Origin of the sequence: Niabella insulisoli (genome assembly GCF_039652435.2) — a bacterium.
GTDB classification, from domain to species: domain Bacteria; phylum Bacteroidota; class Bacteroidia; order Chitinophagales; family Chitinophagaceae; genus Niabella; species Niabella insulamsoli.
In genome coordinates this window covers 3,769,654-3,785,906 of record NZ_CP190246.1, presented here as the reverse complement: position 1 = coordinate 3,785,906, position 16,253 = coordinate 3,769,654, and the positions used below count along the sequence as shown (strand labels likewise).

At 44.7% G+C, this 16,253-nt stretch carries 16 protein-coding genes; 11 read left to right on the top strand and 5 right to left on the bottom strand.

Going from position 1 to position 16,253, the window contains the following annotated elements; translation table 11 throughout:
* Positions 1-25: 25 nt before the first annotated feature.
* The 6 genes from atpA to ABDK00_RS15890 all read left to right on the top strand — a co-directional run bounded on the left by atpA (position 26) and on the right by ABDK00_RS15890 (position 6,592).
* Positions 26-1,609, top strand: coding sequence for a F0F1 ATP synthase subunit alpha (gene atpA / locus ABDK00_RS15915; protein ID WP_346236345.1), 1,584 nt, complete (start codon positions 26-28; stop codon positions 1,607-1,609).
* A gap of 95 nt (positions 1,610-1,704) precedes the next feature.
* The gene (locus ABDK00_RS15910; protein ID WP_346236346.1) at positions 1,705-2,412 is read left to right on the top strand and encodes a LytTR family DNA-binding domain-containing protein; all 708 of its coding nucleotides are present in this window, start codon (positions 1,705-1,707) and stop codon (positions 2,410-2,412) included.
* A gap of 15 nt (positions 2,413-2,427) precedes the next feature.
* Positions 2,428-4,602 carry an ATP-binding protein gene (locus ABDK00_RS15905; protein WP_346236347.1) on the top strand — a complete coding sequence of 725 codons (2,175 nt, stop codon included), beginning with the start codon at positions 2,428-2,430 and terminating at the stop codon, positions 4,600-4,602.
* Positions 4,586-4,951 (top strand): hypothetical protein, encoded by a 366-nt coding sequence (locus ABDK00_RS15900; RefSeq protein WP_346236348.1) that lies wholly within the window; start codon positions 4,586-4,588, stop codon positions 4,949-4,951. The genes ABDK00_RS15905 and ABDK00_RS15900 overlap by 17 nt, the downstream gene beginning before the upstream one ends.
* 15 nt (positions 4,952-4,966) lie before the next feature.
* Positions 4,967-5,884: a hypothetical protein gene (locus tag ABDK00_RS15895; protein ID WP_346236349.1), complete on the top strand. Its 918-nt coding sequence runs from the start codon at positions 4,967-4,969 to the stop codon at positions 5,882-5,884.
* 177 nt (positions 5,885-6,061) lie between these two features.
* Positions 6,062-6,592, top strand: coding sequence for a hypothetical protein (locus ABDK00_RS15890; RefSeq protein ID WP_346236350.1), 531 nt, complete (start codon positions 6,062-6,064; stop codon positions 6,590-6,592).
* A 10-nt stretch (positions 6,593-6,602) separates the two neighbouring features.
* Here ABDK00_RS15890 and pdxA read toward each other — a convergent pair whose 3' ends face one another.
* Positions 6,603-7,679: a 4-hydroxythreonine-4-phosphate dehydrogenase PdxA gene (gene pdxA / locus ABDK00_RS15885; RefSeq protein ID WP_346236351.1), complete on the bottom strand. Its 1,077-nt coding sequence runs from the start codon at positions 7,677-7,679 to the stop codon at positions 6,603-6,605.
* Between the two features lie 160 nt (positions 7,680-7,839).
* Here pdxA and rsmA point away from each other — a divergent pair, with 160 nt between their 5' ends.
* The 4 genes from rsmA to ABDK00_RS15865 all read left to right on the top strand — a co-directional run bounded on the left by rsmA (position 7,840) and on the right by ABDK00_RS15865 (position 10,639).
* On the top strand, positions 7,840-8,592 hold the full coding sequence (gene rsmA, locus ABDK00_RS15880) for a 16S rRNA (adenine(1518)-N(6)/adenine(1519)-N(6))-dimethyltransferase RsmA (RefSeq protein WP_346236352.1): 753 nt from the start codon (positions 7,840-7,842) through the stop codon (positions 8,590-8,592).
* Between the two features lie 46 nt (positions 8,593-8,638).
* Positions 8,639-9,562: an NAD(P)-dependent oxidoreductase gene (locus ABDK00_RS15875; RefSeq protein WP_346236353.1), complete on the top strand. Its 924-nt coding sequence runs from the start codon at positions 8,639-8,641 to the stop codon at positions 9,560-9,562.
* A 134-nt stretch (positions 9,563-9,696) separates the two neighbouring features.
* Positions 9,697-10,170 carry a transcription elongation factor GreA gene (gene greA / locus ABDK00_RS15870; RefSeq protein ID WP_346236354.1) on the top strand — a complete coding sequence of 158 codons (474 nt, stop codon included), beginning with the start codon at positions 9,697-9,699 and terminating at the stop codon, positions 10,168-10,170.
* Positions 10,171-10,249: 79 nt separating this feature from the next.
* Positions 10,250-10,639 (top strand): HIT family protein, encoded by a 390-nt coding sequence (locus ABDK00_RS15865; protein WP_346236355.1) that lies wholly within the window; start codon positions 10,250-10,252, stop codon positions 10,637-10,639.
* Between the two features lie 6 nt (positions 10,640-10,645).
* Here ABDK00_RS15865 and ABDK00_RS15860 read toward each other — a convergent pair whose 3' ends face one another.
* Positions 10,646-11,815 carry an MFS transporter gene (locus ABDK00_RS15860; RefSeq protein ID WP_346236356.1) on the bottom strand — a complete coding sequence of 390 codons (1,170 nt, stop codon included), beginning with the start codon at positions 11,813-11,815 and terminating at the stop codon, positions 10,646-10,648.
* A gap of 330 nt (positions 11,816-12,145) precedes the next feature.
* Here ABDK00_RS15860 and ABDK00_RS15855 point away from each other — a divergent pair, with 330 nt between their 5' ends.
* On the top strand, positions 12,146-12,727 hold the full coding sequence (locus ABDK00_RS15855) for a 5' nucleotidase, NT5C type (RefSeq protein ID WP_346236357.1): 582 nt from the start codon (positions 12,146-12,148) through the stop codon (positions 12,725-12,727).
* Between the two features lie 23 nt (positions 12,728-12,750).
* Here ABDK00_RS15855 and ABDK00_RS15850 read toward each other — a convergent pair whose 3' ends face one another.
* From ABDK00_RS15850 to gldM, 3 genes are all read right to left on the bottom strand, one after another.
* Positions 12,751-13,407 carry a DUF6089 family protein gene (locus ABDK00_RS15850; RefSeq protein WP_346236358.1) on the bottom strand — a complete coding sequence of 219 codons (657 nt, stop codon included), beginning with the start codon at positions 13,405-13,407 and terminating at the stop codon, positions 12,751-12,753.
* Positions 13,408-13,575: 168 nt separating this feature from the next.
* A complete protein-coding gene (gene gldN / locus ABDK00_RS15845; protein WP_346236359.1) occupies positions 13,576-14,625 on the bottom strand; it encodes a gliding motility protein GldN in 1,050 nt (349 codons plus the stop codon).
* A 91-nt stretch (positions 14,626-14,716) separates the two neighbouring features.
* Entirely contained in the window at positions 14,717-16,228 is a 1,512-nt protein-coding gene (gene gldM / locus ABDK00_RS15840) for a gliding motility protein GldM (RefSeq protein WP_346236360.1), read from the bottom strand.
* Between the last annotated feature and the right edge of the window lie 25 nt (positions 16,229-16,253).

The window sequence follows — 16,253 nt, the reverse complement described above, 5'->3', positions numbered from 1 at the left end:
AAACAACCAATTATAAATTAAGTATATGCCAGAAATTAAACCCGACGAAATTAGCGCCATATTGCGGGAACAATTAAGCAATTTTAACGCCCATGCCGATTTGGAAGAGGTAGGCACCGTATTGCAGGTGGGTGATGGTATTGCCCGTGTTTACGGGTTAGGAAATGTACGTTATGGGGAACTGGTTGAGTTTGAAGATGGTGTTCGCGCCATTGCACTTAACCTCGAAGAAGATAATGTGGGTGTGGTATTGATGGGAGAAGGTAAAGAAATTAAAGAAGGCTCAAAAGTACGCCGCACCGGCCAGATCGCTTCTATTAAAGTGGGCGAAGGCATGGTAGGCCGCGTGGTAAACACTTTGGGCAACCCAATCGACGGTAAAGGGCCAATCGCCGGCGAATTATATGAAATGCCTTTAGAGCGCAAAGCGCCGGGCGTAATTTTCCGTGAACCGGTAAAAGAGCCGCTTCAAACAGGTATCAAAGCCATTGATGCGATGATTCCTATCGGGCGCGGCCAGCGTGAGTTGATTATCGGTGACCGTCAAACTGGTAAAACCGCGATTGCCGTTGATACGATTATTAATCAAAAAGAATTTTTTGCAGCAGGCAAACCTGTCTATTGTATTTATGTAGCTATTGGCCAGAAAGCGTCCACCATTGCGGGTGTGATGAAAACCCTGCAAGACAATGGCGCGATGGAATATACGACGATCGTAGCAGCCTCTGCTTCTGATCCGGCTCCGCTTCAATTCTATGCTCCTTTCGCGGGCGCAGCGATTGGCGAATATTTCCGCGACACCGGCCGCCCTGCATTGATTATTTACGATGATCTGTCTAAACAAGCGGTAGCTTATCGCGAGGTTTCGCTTTTATTACGCCGCCCGCCGGGCCGTGAAGCGTATCCTGGTGATGTATTCTACTTGCACAGCCGCTTACTCGAAAGAGCTGCAAAAGTGATCAACAACGACGAAATCGTTAAAAACATGAACGATCTGCCTGATTCCATCAAGCATTTGGTGAAAGGCGGTGGTTCTTTAACGGCGTTGCCAATTATTGAAACACAGGCCGGCGACGTATCCGCCTATATCCCAACAAACGTGATCTCGATCACTGATGGCCAGATTTTCCTTGAATCAAGCCTTTTCCTTTCGGGCATTCGTCCTGCGATCAACGTAGGTATTTCTGTAAGCCGTGTGGGAGGTAATGCGCAGATCAAATCGATGAAAAAAGTGGCAGGTACCCTGAAACTCGATCAGGCGCTTTATCGCGAGCTGGAGGCCTTCTCAAAATTTGGTGGCGACCTCGATGCTGCGACGAAAAACGTAATTGACAAGGGTGCTCGAAACGTGGAAATCTTGAAGCAGCCGCAGTATTCACCATTTTCGGTAGAGAAGCAAGTTGCGATCATCTATCTGGGAACCAACGGTTTGATTAAGGATGTTCCTGTAAACCGCGTTAGCGAATTTGAAGAGCATTTCCTTTTAGAAATGGAAAATAAATTACCAGAAGTTTTGGCCGAATTTAAAAAAGGCGCGCTGCCCGAAGAAGGCCTGAAGCAAATGGTCGAGCTGGCTAACAGCCTGATCCCTCAGTATAAAGCGAAGTAATTTAAAAGTTTGATACTGCTCAAGTATTATAAGCCTTGCTCCTTAGCAGGGCTTATGTATTTGAATTAGTTTGTATATTGCTAATAAAACATCTTATGGATCGCCCGATTAATTGCTTAATTGTTGATGATAACAAGGTTGCCAGAATCTTATTACAACAAATTCTTGTCAAAATTGACGGGATCAGTATCATGGGGGAATTTGATGACCCTTTAAAGGCAAAAACTTATATTGAAAATAACGCTGTCGACCTTTTGTTCCTGGATATTGAAATGCCGGGTTTAACCGGCTTGGAGTTGTTAAGAATGTTGCCGAAAAGGCCGCTAACCATTTTCACCACCGGAAAACCTACCTATGCCGTCGAAGCTTTTGAGTTAAATGTGGTGGACTATATCGTAAAGCCTTTCTCTTTGGCCAGAGTGATGCAGGCGGTTGAGCGGGCTAAAGAGCTGCTCACCAACGAAAACGTGAAGATCGGAAATGAAGGGTCAAGCGATTTTGTATTTGTAAAAGACAATAAAGTGATCCGCAAATTGAATATGAACGATATTCTATGGATTGAGGCGAAAGGCGATTATATAAAGCTGCACGTGCCTCAAAAAAGTTATATCGTACATGGCAGTTTGAAGGCTATCGAGGACAAGTTGCCATCTCAGAAGTTTATGCGCATTCACCGGAGTTATACCATTGCCTTAGATAAGATCGATTACATAGAAGACCGGATTGTTTACGTGCATGGCGAGGCGATTCCGGTTTCAGAGTCAAACAAGGACGCACTGCTCAAAAGCCTGCAGTTATTATAACGACGTAAAACCATTATGAATCAAAAAGGAATCGCTTTTTTTTCAATTGTGATTTTGGCGCTGGCGTTGATGGCGCTCATTGTAGTAACCCAATATTTTACCAATAAGTCAACAACTGCTCTTACTACTGGCAACGCTCAGGCTGTAGAAACTTTCCGGATCAATATCAAAATTCAGGAACTGGTAAATTTGTCATTCGACCTCGAAGGGAAATTAAAGCGAATTACGGCTGAAGCTGATGAGTCGCATATTCAACGGCTGGAAGATTCGCTGACGGTTTTGGGCTACAATGTAGGCATATTAGCCAGTGATAGTCTTATTGAAGGCCAGCCTATTTCCAAAGCCATCAATAATATCATCGATTCGCAGGTTTATTTCTCCCAAAGAATTCTTGAAGAAAGTTTGCACGACTCAGGCATCGGTTTAACACAATTAAAAGATTCATTACGAGCTTTAAAGGCGGGCGACCGTGTCTACGATAATTGCCAAAAGTTTCAGGAAACGCTGAAAAACAACCTGCAAAGGACCTTAGACACCAACTCGGAACAAGCCAGTAAGCTATCCTTTTTCAACAGGATCCTGGCCATCTTTTCAATTTTGGCAATCCTGGTGCTCGCTACCATCATTATCCGGCGACAGTCACAGCAAATGAAATTGATTGTTGAACTAAAAGATGCTGAGCTGGCCGCCCTGAAGAGTAAAAATGCCAAGGATGAGTTTTTAGCCAACATGAGCCACGAGTTAAGAACACCTCTGAATGCGTTGATTGGATTTGGAAAGTTGCTCGATGATACGCCGCTAAACGGTCAGCAAAAGGAATATGTCGACATCATTAAGTCCAGCGGTTACAACTTGCTGCATATCGTAAACGATGTCCTCGATCTGTCTAAAATAGAAGCCGGTAAACTGACGGTTGCACATCGCCCCTTCAATTTATTTGATCTGGTCGACCGCATCGAGAAAATGTTTGCACCGGCGATCAACGAAAAAAAGCTGACCTATAGTTGTGACCTCGATGACAGAATTCCCGAGTATGTAATAGGCGACCCCGACAGGCTTCAGCAAATTCTGATCAATCTTATCAGCAATGCTATCAAATTTACCTCAAGCGGCAGCGTGACCGTAAGCACAGGTGTTGTTTGGGTTGATGAGGACGATAAGTACTTTAAGTTGAGTTTTACAGTCCGTGATACTGGCATGGGGATACCCAAGGACAAGATCGCCACTATTTTCGAACGGTTTGAGCAAGTGGAACAGGGCGCCCGGCGGCAGCACGGAGGTACGGGATTGGGCCTTACCATTGTCAAAAATCTGGTGGAACGAATGGGCGGGTCGGTTTCAGTTTATAGTCATGTCAACGAAGGTTCAGAATTCAACTTCACCTGTATTCTCGAAAAAACAAATACAGTTGAAACGAAAGAAGTTTCTTCCGCGGCAGACTCAGCTTCCTTTAACGGGTTTAAGGTACTGGTGGTCGAGGATAACCGCGCTAATCAGGTGCTGATCAAACATATATTTAACAAGCATGAATTGACGCCGGTAATGACGGATAATGGTCAAAAGGCAATAGAGATCTTAAGAGAGCAGGCTTTTGATCTTGTCTTTATGGACATACAGATGCCGGTGATGGATGGCTACCGGGCGGTAGGGCTGATCCGGAATGAACTATCGCTCAAAACGCCTGTTATAGCCATGACCGCCTATGTTTCGGAAGGGGAAGTCGAGAAATGTCTGGCCGCGGGTTTTACGGATTATATGGCTAAACCCCTGGATGAAGAGTTGCTCGTCCAAAAAATGACGCTTTATCTTTACGGGTCCGAGGTTCAACAAAACTCCGTCTCTGAAGCAGACGCAGGCGAAGATCTTTCCTTTCTTAAAACCGTGGTAGGCGACAATTGGGAAATGTTGTCAGAGATCATTAAAGAAATGAACCTGCAATGGGAACTCGACCGGGCCGACTTACTGAAAGCAGCGGCAGGCAAAGATCTCCATGGGATGCATCAGATTTTACATCGTATGAAATCGACATTTTTATCGTTAGGGCCGCAGCACATGGTTTATAAATTACTTTCTGAAAATGCCGCTGAATTAACGAGTGATATGGACCGGGCATTGGAAAAGTGCACGACCTTTGTCGAAGAAATTGATATCGTCATTAAAAACACAGTAGCCAATGCTGTATGGAAATAAAAGAACGAACAACAAACTCGCGAGTTTATCGCTTGCAGTCCTCTGGCTGGGCAGCGTCGTCCTGTTAATTGTGATGCTGAATAATTGGCGCGGACAGTCAAAATCGAATAAGTTATCGGTAGATCAACTGTTGATTTCGTCTCATGACCTGCGGTTGGGCGAAAGTTTTAATCTCGTCAACAAATCTTTAAACAGAGACCCTGCCAGAAAAGAAACGTCCGGCATTGATACCCTTACAGCTGTGCCTGACCGCGACATCATCTATTCTAAAATATTAAAAAATAAAATGAGAAAAATATCGGCCGTTCCCAAATCGGACGGGCTGACGATAAAACCGCTTCCCCAATAAAAACTGTTGACATTCATGAAAAATTGTATGCTGGTGCTGATTATTGGCATTTTTATCTGTTCTTGCGCCAACCAAAAGCGAATTGCACATGCAAAAAGCAGTGTTGAATCTTCCAAAAAAATAATTTCGGAAAGCGCAACAACACTAGAAGCGATAGGGGAAAAGATTGAGCAAAAGAAGCAGGGCGAATCCGTCGATAGCAGCATCCATAATAAATTTGAAGACGTTTTAAACGCGTTGAAAAAAAACCTCGAAGAGGCAGGCAAAAGTGTAAAAGCGGTCGAGTTTTTTCTGGAAAAAAGATCCAATTTCAACAAGTCCAAATATAACGAAGCTTTGAAAAGCCATTTGCAGCAACTCGATTCTTTTAAGCTAAGTGAAGCGCGGCGCGATCGCATATACGAATTGCTGAGCGAGGCGGTAAAGGCTAAGTCCTTCGAAAAGTATGGCCTGGGCGCGTTTTTCGATCCTGGAGTTTACGAAATATCGCCGTCGGCTTCAAAATTAGTGGCCCGATCTTTTGCCCCGGCAATCGATTCGATGGCCGCTCTTTCGAACCGTTTTGCGGATGTAAAAAGAGGCGTCCAGCTGGTGATCGTGGGTTACGCCGATGCTTCTCCAATTGGGAGAGGAACTGCGTTATATGCCAAACTTAAAAACTATTTAAAGTTAGAAAATCCGGGTAAAGAGAAACTGAATATGGCGCTTTCGGACCTCCGGGCCGCCTCGTTGTTGTCAAACCTGGAAAATATCATGAAAACTTATGCATCAAAATTTGCCAACTATGATCAATTGACGATTGGCAGCGTCTCTTATGGCCGTGGCGAGGCCGTTCCTTTTAAAAATATTACAGATTATTCAGACAATGATGAGAGGCGGCGGGTCGTTGTTTTTTATTGGGCTATTTTACCGGATTTGGAAGGTTTAAATTGATGATCGAAAAAACAAACCGTTTCGTCGAAAAAATAGGCCGTTTCGTCGAATATTGAAGGGTAAGTTTTGGTAGACGGGCTACCTTTACGGCGGTTTAGAGGGCTTAGAGTGGGCTGCGGTGCCTTTCCAGGCAAGACGTGAGCCCCTCTTTTCTAAGACTTCAATTTTTTTTGATTTATGGATTTTAAAAAGAGAATTCTATCTCAAATACAAGAAGACTACAGCCTTAGTCTTTCCGCCAGCCATCATTTTAAAGAGCCGCTTACTTATATAGAAAATGCCATCGATTTAATCACCGATGCCACCGTTGATGCACTCAATAAGCAATTTGACACACTGGGTAAAATTGATGAAATTTTTAAAATCGGTAAAGAATGTTCAATTTTAAATTGGGCCGAAGTTTTTGATTTTGAGGCGGCGATGCTTCAGAAAGGGCGGGGGATCAACTCCGAGATTTTTGGGGTTAAACTGGTAGATACTATTGATGATATTGCGCAAAAGGCCAATGTGCGAAACAAAACCATCAATTTTTTGATGGCGACCACAACGCCGGTCATCCTGAGCCTGTTTCACACGCTAACCACAGAAGAATATAGTCCCCTGGAGTTTTTCCATAAATACAGGAATAAAAAATTTTTAAAAGCGATGAACGTCAAGTACGGCATCAATCTGAAAAAATACGCTCGTTCCATTTTTAATAAAAAATAGAACTCAAGCTCTAATCTTCAATTTTTTCATCCACAAGTTTCGATGTTACTTCCGGCATCATCTTCTTCATCGGGTTCGCTCTTTGAGCCTCGTATTCCGACCTGTTTCTCAAAATATCCACGCATTTGTACACCGCTTCCAAAAATGAATGCGGCTGTGCGATGCCTTTTCCAGCAATATCAAATGCCACACCATGATCGGGAGATGTTCGCACTATATGTAAACCGGCTGTATAATTGATTCCTTCTCCCTGCGCCAAAGATTTGAACGGGATCAGGCCCTGGTCGTGATACATAGCCAGCACAGCATCAAAATGAGCGTATTGCCCGCGCGCAAAAAAAGCGTCAGCACTGAACGGCCCAAACACCAGCTGGTTGCGGTTTTTGGCTTCTCTGATAGCAGGGCTGATTACCGTGCTTTCTTCGTCGCCCACCAAATCATCATCTCCCGCATGCGGATTCAATCCTAACACAGCAATTCGTGGTTTGCTGATACCAAAATCGAATGAAAGCGACTGATGAATAATTTCTATCTTTTTGAGAATTAATTCGGTGCTTAAGTGGCTGTGGATTTCTTTAACAGGAATATGTTCCGTGGCAACCGCGACGCGCATATTTTCGGCGCACATCATCATCACTACTTCCTTTGCCTGAAAGGTATGTTTCAAAAACGGCGTATGGCCGGTATAAGAGAAATCGGGCCCCTGAACATTGCTTTTATGAATCGGAGCAGTCACCAGTCCCTCAATAGAGCCTTCCTGAAGCGCTTTTACCGCCGACTGAAGCGAAAGCACAGCGTATTTTCCACCGATTTCATTCAATTTGCCCGGCGTCACCGCCACCTCTTCTTCCCAGCTGCTGAACAGGTTGAGCTGTTTGTTGCTTAAACGCGAAAAATCTTTAATCGCATTAAAACTGAAATGATTGTCGCCAGCCAGCTTCCTATAAAAGTTCACTGTTTTATTGCTGGCAAAAAGAACCGGGGTGCAGATTTCGTTCATCCTGGGGTCTGAGAAAACTTTTACGATCAATTCCAGGCCAATCCCATTGATATCGCCACAAGTAATGCCTATTGCTGGTTTGTTCATGCTCATTTTTAAAAAAGTATCGGTAAAAGTAAAGAATTATTCTTTCACAGTGAGGTTTGGAGGCATAGCCTTCATCCGTCGCCCGCGCCTGCGAAAATTTTTTTGTCGCCTTTTAAGGAATATTTGGAAGCGAAAAGTTCCTGACAACTAACTTTGTGCGATGTATGTTTTGAAAAAATCTTTGGGCCAGCATTTTTTAAAAGACGAAAATATCTGCCGAAAGATTGTTGATGCAGTTAAAAATGAACCTCTTCATCAATGGGTGGAAGTCGGTCCCGGTGGCGGCGCCATAACAAAATATCTTAAGGATATTCCGGGCATCGCGTTCAAAGCCATCGAAGTGGATGATGAAAAAGTGGCTTACCTCAAGGCGACTTATCCCGATCTGCGAGAAAAATTAATTCATGAAAGTTTCCTGGATGCGCCGCCGCCTTTTGAAGGGCCTTTTTGTGTCGTAGGGAATTTTCCTTATAATATTTCCACCCAAATCCTTTTCCGGATTTTAGAATGGAAGGGCCAGGTGCCCGTTGTGGTGGGTATGTTTCAAAAAGAAGTGGCGCAACGCATTGCGGCGCCCTCCGGCAATAAAGTTTACGGTGTGATAAGCGTGCTGGTTCAGGCTTTCTACGAAGTGCATTATTTGTTTGATGTACCTGAAAATGCGTTCAATCCGCCGCCCAAAGTAAAAAGCGGGGTTATTAAAATGTATAGAAAGGAAAACACGGAACCCATGAGCAGCGAGAAGCGGTTTTTTACTTTAGTTAAAACAGCTTTCAACCAACGGCGCAAAACCCTGCGCAATGCGGTTAGGTCTTTGTTTGACGCAGCTATTTTAACGGACCCGATTTTCGACAAAAGAGCCGAACAACTCACCGTTGCGGATTTTGCCTCGCTTACTTTTAAAATGAATTAATTTCTCTTAAAGCTGCGGCAGCGCCGCGATTGATAAAGTTTTATACATGAAAAAAGTGATTATTACGGGTAATGCCCATCCCATTCTGCAGGAAAAACTGGCGGCACAAAATTTTGAAGTTTCGTATGAACCGCAAATAACGTATGAAGCCATAAAGGCGGCCGGGCCCCATGTGGCAGGCCTGGTTTTAACCACCCGAATCAAAGTTGATCAGGCTTTGATCGATGCGCTGCCCGGCCTGGAATGGATCGGAAGGCTGGGAAGTGGCATGGAGCTGGTAGACGTAGCTTATGCAAAAACGAAAGGAATAAAATGTGTTAGCAGTCCCGAGGGCAACCGGAATGCGGTAGCCGAACACTCGCTGGGTATGTTGCTGATGTTAATGAATAAGATGAATATTGCGGTGCCCGAAGTGAAACAGGGCATTTGGTTGAGAGACGAGAATAGGGGGCGCGAACTTTATGGCAGAAAGGTAGGCATCATTGGCTTTGGTAATACAGGTAGCAGTTTTGCGAAGTTATTGCAACCCTTTGAAGTGACGGTGTTGGCCTACGATAAATACAAAAATGGATTTACAAACGGGTTTATACAGGAAAGCTCACTAGAACAGGTTTGCAGCGAAGCCGAAATCATCAGTTTTAATGTGCCGCTGACCAGCGAAACCCATCATATGCTCAACCAGGATTTTCTTTCCAAACTGAAGCAAAAACCTATCATACTGAGCGCTTGCCGCGGAAAAGTAATCGACACCGACGCTTTGATTGAGGCGTTGAAAAACAGTCAGGTTTCCGGCGCTTGCTTAGATGTGTTGGAAAATGAAAAATTAAACGCCTACACCGCGCAGGAAAAGCAGCAACTCGATGAGCTGCTCGCCTTTAACAATGTTATTGTCACGCCTCATATCGCGGGGTACAGCCATGAAGCTTTTTTAAAAATGGCGACCGTTTTACTGGAAAAACTGGGGTTTTAAGCTGCAGGCGTCTTTAACAAATACTTTTCTTATTAAGAAAATCTTTTTATTATATTTGTAACAATTGATAGCAACGCTCTGGTTCAATTTCCGGGGCGTTGTTATTTTTTTTGTTTAATATAAAAAGAAGAGTTATGAGCGCTATTCAGTATGTAACGAAAGAGACGCTAGAGCACATGAAAGAGGAGCTGCAGCATCTAAAAGGTGTAGAGCGCCCCGCTGCCAGCAAGGCTATTGCCGAAGCCCGCGAAAAAGGAGATTTAAAAGAAAATGCAGAATACGATGCGGCCAAAGAGGCGCAGGGCCTGTTGGAGGCCAAAATTGCTACTTTAGAAGGTGCCTTAGCCAACGCACGGGTAGTAGATGAAACTACAATCGACACGAGCAAGGTTTCTATTTTAACCAAAGTGAAACTGACCAACCTGAAAACTAAAAAAGAAGTAACCTACCAATTGGTGAGTGAACAGGAAGCGGATCTGAAAGCCGGAAAAATATCGGTAAGTTCTCCCATCGGGCAGGGCATCCTGGGCAAAGAACCTGGTGAAGTGGCTGACGTTCAGGCGCCAGCCGGTCTGATTCAGTTCCGTGTGGAAGAGATCAGTTTATAAAAAAATACATTATTCCAAAACGAAACCGGTTTTTGACCGGTTTTTTTATTGTACTTTCAGCCGATAAAAAACTGTGTCTATGACCATATTTTCTAAGATTATTGCCGGAACCATCCCTTCTTATAAGATTGCCGAAAACGAACAGTTTATCGCATTTCTCGACATTATGCCGCTGCGTCGGGGCCATGTGTTGGTGGTGCCTAAAATTGAAGTAGACAAGCTTTTCGACGTACCGGATACTTATCTTTCTGAATTACTGGTTTTTGCCAAACCCATTGCGCGGGCTATCGAACGATCATTCGATTGTAACCGTTGTGGTGTCAGCGTTGTAGGGATTGAAGTGCCTCACGCCCACGTCCACCTTATTCCAATCAACGATGCAAACGATCTCAATTTTGTGCAACCCAAGTTGAAACTCAGCGAAGACGAACTCAAAGAAGTGCAACAATTGATTGTTAGCAATCTTTAAATTTTCTTAATTCAACGCGAGCCGGTGTGGCTTGGCTCCATATCTGAACATAAACGTCATGCTTAACAAAAAGCCCAAAAAAGCCATAACAGCCCCCACGAAGGAAGGATAATTATATCCCAATCCGAAAGCAAGGGGCAAGCCTCCAAAATAAGCGCCCAGCGAGTTGGCGATATTAAAAGCTGCCTGCATTAGCGCTGCGCCCATCATCGCCGATTTTTCAGCAGAACGAATCATTAAAATATTGATGGGGGATCCTACGGCCATTGAAAGTGCGCCACAGATAAAAGTAAGCGCGATTGATATCGGCTGATAATCAGAAAGAAAAAATACGCCGATCAACGCGGCTACCAGTGTGATAAATAATAATGCTGCTGCTTTTTCCGGCGCCATGCGGTCGGCAAGTATGCCACCTGCAAAATTCCCGACTACCATTCCCGCGCCGGCTACCAGCATGATGTACGAAACCGACTTCACTGAAAAGCCCGAGACATGCGTCATCAGCGGGGAAATATAACTGAACCAGGCAAACAGGCCACCAAACCCAATCGCCGTTATCAGTATAATAAGCCACGCTTTTGGCGTCTTAAAAAACCGTAGCTCTTCCTTCACACCGTGGCTGGCGCTGATTTTAACATCCGGCAAATAAAATCTAATTGAAAAAATAGTAATGATGCCGATTAGCGCCACAATCACAAAGGCCAGGCGCCATCCATACTGATGGCCGAGGAAAGTCACCAGTGGAACCATGATCAGATTGGCCAGCGTTAAGCCCGCAAACATAGTGGAAATAGCCTGCGCCTGTTTTCCCTCACGCGCCAATTTGGACGCAACGACTGCGCCAATGCCGAAGAATGCGCCATGCGGCAAACCCGAAAGAAACCTGAAAGCCAGCAGGGAATAAAAATCGGGCGCGAGTGCCGATAATCCGTTGAAAAGCGCAAATATACCCATCAGCGCCATTAAGACTTTTTTGGGATTATACTTGACGGACAGCGCCACTAAAAGCGGTGCGCCAACAATGACACCCACCGCATACGCCGAAATCAGATAACCGGCCATGGGTATCGAAATCTGAAGCGACGCAGCCACATCCTGCATGAGCCCCATAATGATGAATTCAGTCGTTCCAATTCCCAGTCCGCCTACCGCTAAAGAAAAAAGTTTTTTGTTCATTCCAATATTTTTTGCCCTAAAAAAGGGCCGAAAGTTTTCAGAATTTGTAAGTAAAAATTGAGAAAAACACTTATTCCGGATCAATAAATACCAAGATAATGTGTGTTAAATACACAAAAGTAGGCCAAATTGTTGAATCGTTCGCCCAACTGTTTTACTTTTGTATTGATTTTAATGTTGGAACATCTCTTTTTTGGCGCTGGGTTTATGGCTGATGGCGCGTGAAATGATTGTTTGTGGAGGATGAGAGGTCGCCGGGAGAAGTGCCTGATATTGTTAACTGCCTGTGTCTTTTTGCTAAAGGCGCCAGGCATTCAAAAATCATAGAAAATGAAAAGAATAGCTGTAGATATGGACGGTGTATTGGCCGACTGTTTTGAACAATTTGTAAGATACGAATATGCAGAAACCGGTGTTCGAAAGACAGAAAAGGACGGGCTTGGAAAAACAGAAGATGAAACTTTCGAGCATGCGCGGGTCTATTTGTATCAACCCGGGTTTTTTCGTGGGATGCCCGTAATTGCTAACAGCCAGCAGGTTTTGAAGAAATTGAACGACAGGTTTGAAGTTTTCATTGTTTCGGCTGCTACCGAGTTTCCGCAATCCTTAATAGAAAAGCAGGAATGGTTAAATGAACATTTCCCTTTTATCACCTGGCAACAAATGGTTTTTTGCGGTTCGAAAGCGTTGATCGACGCCGACGTGATGATTGATGATCATTTTAAAAACCTTGATTCGTTCAAAGGCCGGACCCTGCTTTATACACAACCGCATAATGAACTGGCGAGCACTGGAAAGCACAAACGGGTAAACAACTGGTTAGAAATTGAACATCTTTTGCTCAATCCGCAAATGCATATAGATCACGAAATACCTGCTGACTTCTCTTCAGCGATCAGCCGGTATGCTTAATCAGCCGGCTTAGGCTTGTTGCCTTACCACAAAACATTTAAAGGCTCTAATTCGTAGATAACGCCAAAGCCGAAGCTATAATATAGGTTGGGGTTAGAAATGTCGCCACCGGTGCGGTTGTCAAGGTTTTTAGAGAACAGCCTTGCGCTGCCTTCAGCCAATAACTTCACGCGGTTATTCAGTTTATATTTGACGCCGCCGCCAACAGGCATCACAAAGCCGGTTTTGTCACCACCTTGTTTCGATCCGAGGCTCGAGCTATAATTAAATAAGGTATACACGCCTGCGCCCACGTTTACAAACGGCGTAAATTGGCTTCTTCTTAAATCCATAAAATCATACTCGCCTTTAACGGAGATTTCTGCCATTTCAGTTTGAAATTCACCCGTAGGTTTTCCCTGTTGCGAAGGCACATTGGTATTGTCTGCTCTCATGCGGCCTCCAAAAGCTTCTGCTCTCACATACAGCTTATCCCAAACTTTTCTTCTGTAAGCGAAAGAGGCATATAAAGAAGAATGGCTGGCCAAAGATGCGCCGACTGCGAATCGGCCCGAATAGGAAAGCGCGCCAAAATTAAAACCCAAACTATTCTTCTGAGCCCTGTATTCTTGTGCCTGGGCAGCAGATGCTAATCCTGTCAACGCGATAAACAAATAAAGAATTTTAGCTTTCAATTTCATTCGTAAATGGTTTATGGTTTTATAGGTCGAATGGAACTTATCAGATATAAAATATTCATTCCCCAGTGTGATAAAAATGAAAATTTTATAAGGATCGTTTCATCCTTGTATTTTTTATTTTTTTTAAAGCAGCTACGCCGCGATTGATTTCTAATTAAGGGTTATGCATTATTTCACCCAACCGCGTGCGCTCAAATTATTAAGTTGGCGCTGTATGATATCCGCCTGCTCGCCGGTTAAAGGTGTGTTTTTAAATCCATTTTCCGCATCTAAGGAAGATTTAAGGATCCGGCTTTCAAAAAGACGGTTTTCAAATACTTCCTCCCAGGTTACGTAGCCGCCGATATTAAGCGGGTTCGTGATATTATTTCTCACCAATGCTTTCCGCAGTTCGGGGTAATAGATCCAGAAAACGGCGTGCTCGCTATTCGCCATCGTATAGCCATCAGATGTGGTATAGCTTGTCACAGGTGCAATACCTAAAATACGCACATAGGTTTTACCATCACGCTTGTTAAAAAGCCATTCTTCCTTCAAGCGGAATTTATAAATAGAATCTGGCGATACCATCCGGTTCCTCACCTGGTAACCGGCAATATTTCCTTCCATATCATACCTGGCTGAGGTGTCCATACCGCCGCCAAATCCGGCTAAAGCTTCTTCAAAACTAATCGGTGTGGTAAACCTGTCGTCGATATTGCTAAATGCCTGAACGCTATCATCTTTGATCGCTTTCAGCATAATGTTGATCAGCCTTTTATTGTCTTCTCCCTCGATTGCTTTGTTATAAAAATACCGGGCGTTTTGATCGGTGCGGGCGTCGATAGTGCGCCATACCCTTACGCGATACAAGGCATCGGCAGCATAAAGAGGCGTGTAAGGCAGGGGAGTGGCCGTACTGTCCGTGTTGTCATCAGCCAAAATATTATCCTTTCTGAGCGATCGGCGTGTGGTGCCATAAAGCCCACCTTCTCCTTCATCTTCAATTACTTCTAAAGGAAGATTGGCCGGAACCGGGCTGTCGTTATAATCGCCGCTTTCGCCGCGCTCGCCTGTTACGGGCATTTCGGCGGGAGTTGTTTTTTTTGTGCTGCTTCCTTTCTCGGTTTTGGAGGAGGAAGGCGGCGTATCATACGCGCTGCGCGGAGCACGCTGTGCCATCGCGGTAGTGCTCACCAGGGTTAAAAAAAGGATACTGCAAAAAAAAGAACATTTCATTTCTTAAACTTTTATTTAATATGCTCGACCCGGGAAGCGATCATCACAGGGTCTTTTCTATTATTGGCTCAAACATTCAGCCAAATCTTTTTTAATAAAGGTTAAACGCGATCGGTGGCAGCGTGCGCGTGCCGCCCGGCCCTACTGCCCTTATCTCATCAATGGTGATCGTGGCTCCAGGCTGTGCGCGTTCTATCAGGCTGCGAACACCGCTGAAGGAGTTGCCCGACACTGACTTATGCATAAAATCGGGATAGCCCGCGCCCGTGAAAGTCATCGTATAACTGGATACGGTGAACTTCACTCCTTCGAAAACAAAGTTTTCCAATTCGGCCCGGACGCCAGCCTGGGCTTTAAAATCATTAACCCTCATGCGGCCGCCTTTGCTCGCGCCTACCATCGCAGTGGGCGTTGGAACGGATTTTACACGAAATTCAAAAGCCGTATTTTGTTTGCCATCGTTGACGGTGATGGTCGCGGTGCCAGGCGTTGTAACCTTTGCAACATATCTGCCTTTTGAGCCGGAAATAGATCCCTGGCTAATGGAAACACGAAGGTTGCTGGCATTAGTGCCGCTGCCGCCGCCCACGGATACCGGGTTGTCAAGTCCCACATATAAAACTTTTACCGCATCGGCGCTCACTGTCAGGCCGGTGGGAGAAGCGACTACATACGTAATATCGCGCGTTAGCGTAGCCGTTGTGCCGTCTGGCTTAACAAAGGAAATATTTACTTTCCTCGTATAAGTGCCGGGGCCACCCGCTGTTGTTTTGTACTCCGCCAACCCGTTTGAATTAAGCGGCACCACCTGCCCGTCGATCGTCACAGTGGGTTTCGCATTTTTGCTGAAAGCGCCCACGCCCGCCGTGATGGTAAATTCACTTCCGGGAAGTAAAAACTGTGCGTTGGCGGTTGCCAGCGCCTGAAACTCGTCATACACCACCTGCACTTCCCCGATTTGATTGTGGCAATATTCCACCACCTGTGCTTCTGAGTTTTTTATATCACTTTGAAATTTAGAAAGCATGGTGATCGCCGCAATGGCAGGCGTTCTTCTGAAATAAGCGGCTTCCCACGTATTATTGCTTTTATTTTGCACGGCCGGCATGCTCAAATCGAGCGGCAGGCTGTTTTTGAACTGGTTGTTGATTTTTGCATCGATACCCAGCAGGCTTTTCTTGTAGTCGGTCAGTTTGTTAAACAATTCTTTGCCGCCCTTTCCTTCGACCAGCAATTTGGTGGCAGCATTGGTGTTTTTTTCGTTGAAATGCCCGCCGTTCGCGCCGCCTGCTTCTTCCTGTATTTGTGTTTTCAGGTTATCGATATAAGCTACCATTTCATCGGAGAGCTGTTTGGCCCTGTCTGCTTTGGGTTTCCAAACGGCGGCCAGGTCTCTCGTTTTCGGATCGCTGATTTTTTTTTCCAGAGAAGCGAAAATGGTTTGGGTTTTTTTATCAATGGTGGAGTTGGCGTTTGAAAAACTCTTATCCATCGTTCTGAAAGCATTCAATACCTCGCTCGATATATTCAGCGCTAACAATGCTGTCAGCACCAAATACATCACATTGATCATCTTTTGACGGGGCTCTTTAGGTAAAGCCATAAACTAGTTTCTGATTTGAGATTTT

What these genes read in the sequence shown, in the direction of transcription:
- atpA (WP_346236345.1), top strand. Translation starts at nt 26, where the DNA reads ATGCCAGAAATTAAACCCGACGAAATTAGCGCCATATTGCGGGAACAA.
- ABDK00_RS15910 (WP_346236346.1), top strand. Translation starts at nt 1,705, where the DNA reads ATGGATCGCCCGATTAATTGCTTAATTGTTGATGATAACAAGGTTGCC.
- ABDK00_RS15905 (WP_346236347.1), top strand. Translation starts at nt 2,428, where the DNA reads ATGAATCAAAAAGGAATCGCTTTTTTTTCAATTGTGATTTTGGCGCTG.
- ABDK00_RS15900 (WP_346236348.1), top strand. Translation starts at nt 4,586, where the DNA reads ATGCTGTATGGAAATAAAAGAACGAACAACAAACTCGCGAGTTTATCG.
- ABDK00_RS15895 (WP_346236349.1), top strand. Translation starts at nt 4,967, where the DNA reads ATGAAAAATTGTATGCTGGTGCTGATTATTGGCATTTTTATCTGTTCT.
- ABDK00_RS15890 (WP_346236350.1), top strand. Translation starts at nt 6,062, where the DNA reads ATGGATTTTAAAAAGAGAATTCTATCTCAAATACAAGAAGACTACAGC.
- pdxA (WP_346236351.1), bottom strand. Translation starts at nt 7,679, where the DNA reads ATGAACAAACCAGCAATAGGCATTACTTGTGGCGATATCAATGGGATT.
- rsmA (WP_346236352.1), top strand. Translation starts at nt 7,840, where the DNA reads ATGTATGTTTTGAAAAAATCTTTGGGCCAGCATTTTTTAAAAGACGAA.
- ABDK00_RS15875 (WP_346236353.1), top strand. Translation starts at nt 8,639, where the DNA reads ATGAAAAAAGTGATTATTACGGGTAATGCCCATCCCATTCTGCAGGAA.
- greA (WP_346236354.1), top strand. Translation starts at nt 9,697, where the DNA reads ATGAGCGCTATTCAGTATGTAACGAAAGAGACGCTAGAGCACATGAAA.
- ABDK00_RS15865 (WP_346236355.1), top strand. Translation starts at nt 10,250, where the DNA reads ATGACCATATTTTCTAAGATTATTGCCGGAACCATCCCTTCTTATAAG.
- ABDK00_RS15860 (WP_346236356.1), bottom strand. Translation starts at nt 11,815, where the DNA reads ATGAACAAAAAACTTTTTTCTTTAGCGGTAGGCGGACTGGGAATTGGA.
- ABDK00_RS15855 (WP_346236357.1), top strand. Translation starts at nt 12,146, where the DNA reads ATGAAAAGAATAGCTGTAGATATGGACGGTGTATTGGCCGACTGTTTT.
- ABDK00_RS15850 (WP_346236358.1), bottom strand. Translation starts at nt 13,407, where the DNA reads ATGAAATTGAAAGCTAAAATTCTTTATTTGTTTATCGCGTTGACAGGA.
- gldN (WP_346236359.1), bottom strand. Translation starts at nt 14,625, where the DNA reads ATGAAATGTTCTTTTTTTTGCAGTATCCTTTTTTTAACCCTGGTGAGC.
- gldM (WP_346236360.1), bottom strand. Translation starts at nt 16,228, where the DNA reads ATGGCTTTACCTAAAGAGCCCCGTCAAAAGATGATCAATGTGATGTAT.